Origin of the sequence: Mycobacterium simiae (genome assembly GCF_008370645.1) — a bacterium.
In the GTDB taxonomy this organism is placed as follows: Bacteria; Actinomycetota; Actinomycetes; order Mycobacteriales; family Mycobacteriaceae; genus Mycobacterium; species Mycobacterium simiae_A.
Map to the genome: position 1 here is coordinate 1 of NZ_VTZN01000368.1, position 1,719 is coordinate 1,719.

Below are 1,719 nucleotides of genomic sequence, written 5' to 3' on the forward strand. Positions count from 1 at the left end.
CTGCGCGCCACGGACCAGATACAACCGGTCGAACCGCTCGCACAACTCTCCGGCCTTGGTGTGACGGAAGTAGACCTTATCGCCGATCCGCAGTCGCCGGGCCGCAGCACCGGACAGCGGCGTCTGGACCTCACCGGTCCCCTCCATCGGGTCGAGCTTCAACCCGCTCGGCAGGTAAGGGGTGGGCATGCGGTCCTTGGCGCCGACTCCACTGGCCAAATAGCCACCCCCGAGCGCGGTCACTGTCTTCGCGTTGGGCCGGCGGCATATCGGCAGCGCGAACATTGCCGCCGGCCGCAAGGAGAACGTCGAATAGGAGTCGAACAGCGTAGGCGCGTAAAACCCTGACCCGGCGGTCGCCTCGGTGATCGCCGGCTCCTGGGCGACCAGCTGAAGGTCCCCGGTGCCGCCGGCGTTGACGATAGTAATGTCGGCGACTTCTCGCACCAGCTCAACGGCGCGGGCGCGGCGTTCGCGCAATTCCGCGAAGGACTCACGCTGCAGCCACCGCACGGCCGCGTTTTGGACACGCTTACCCGCGACGTGGTCGCCGAAACCGGCGATGTGGCCCTCGTAGGACATCAACGCGACCAGCCTGAGCGACGGGCGTTGCGCAATCTCCACCGCAAGTGCTCGGGCTTGTTCGGGTGTGTGCAGCGGTGAGCGCTTAGGGCCGACCTGCAGCCGGCCGCCGGCGCGCCAGTACCCGGCGTCCAGATCTACGCACACGCGCACGGGTTTGGCTGTCGCGCTTTCGATTAAGTCGAGATGTTCGACGCTGTCAACCATCACGATCGGCGCTCGTTCGGGGTTTTCGGCTGTTAGCTCACCCAGCTCACGCAACGCAGCGCGGTCGGTCGTCGGATAAGCTAGCAAGAGGTTGTCGAAGCCGTGTCCGGCCAGCCACAGCGTCTCGGCCAGCGTGAAGGTCATCAGCCCATCGAATCGATCGTTGGAGTCGAGGATCTCCCGCTGTAATAGCCTGCACCGCAAGGACTTTGACGCGACTCGGATTGGCTTGTCGGCTGCGCGGCAGAGCAGGTGATCTGCGTTGCCCCACATCGCGTCGAGGTCGACGAACGCGAACGGCGCGTCGTGGTTGGCGAATGCTTCCTCGTAACGCTGTAGCCGGCCCTGCGGGTCCAGTCGGACCGGCTCGGGCTGTGGCCTGCTACACACCTCATGCACGGCCGTCACACTACTGAACGTGCACCGGGGTGACCGCGGGTACACACGCTGATCGGAGGCAAAACGGGGTTGTGTGCTGGCCGATCGGCACTTTGGCGAGAGCGCTCTTAGGGCAGCCCGTTCACCCCGTTTTGACCGAAGAGGAATCCGCCCGAGCCGCCTTTGCCCCCAGGTGCCGCACCGGTGCCGTTGCCTCCGTTGCCGCCATTGCCGATGATCACCGCGCTTCCGCCGTTGCCGCCAGCACCAGCGCCGCCGGGGGCACCGTTACCGCCGGCACCGCCGTTGCCGAAGAACAGTGCACCCGCGCCGCCGGAGCCGCCCGCGCCCTGCCCGTTCGCGCCACCGGTGCCGCCGGCGCCTCCATTGCCGAAGAACACCGAGCCATTGCCGCCCTGGCCGCCGCTGCCGACACTGGTGCCCCCACCGGCGCCGCCGGTTCCACCGGCGCCGCCGGTTCCGAAAATTAGTCCGCCGTTGCCGCCGTTACCGCCGCTGGCATACAGCGCCCCGTTGGTGCTGGTCGCGCCG

At 67.3% G+C, this 1,719-nt stretch carries 1 protein-coding gene and 1 pseudogene; both read right to left on the bottom strand.

Going from position 1 to position 1,719, the window contains the following annotated elements; genetic code table 11:
- Positions 1–1,188 (bottom strand): amino acid deaminase/aldolase (locus tag F0Q45_RS25825; protein ID WP_149656568.1); only part of this gene is annotated, 1,188 nt, incomplete at its 3' end.
- Positions 1,189–1,295: 107 nt separating this feature from the next.
- Positions 1,296–1,719: pseudogene (locus tag F0Q45_RS25830) on the bottom strand (PE family protein); the annotation flags it as partial.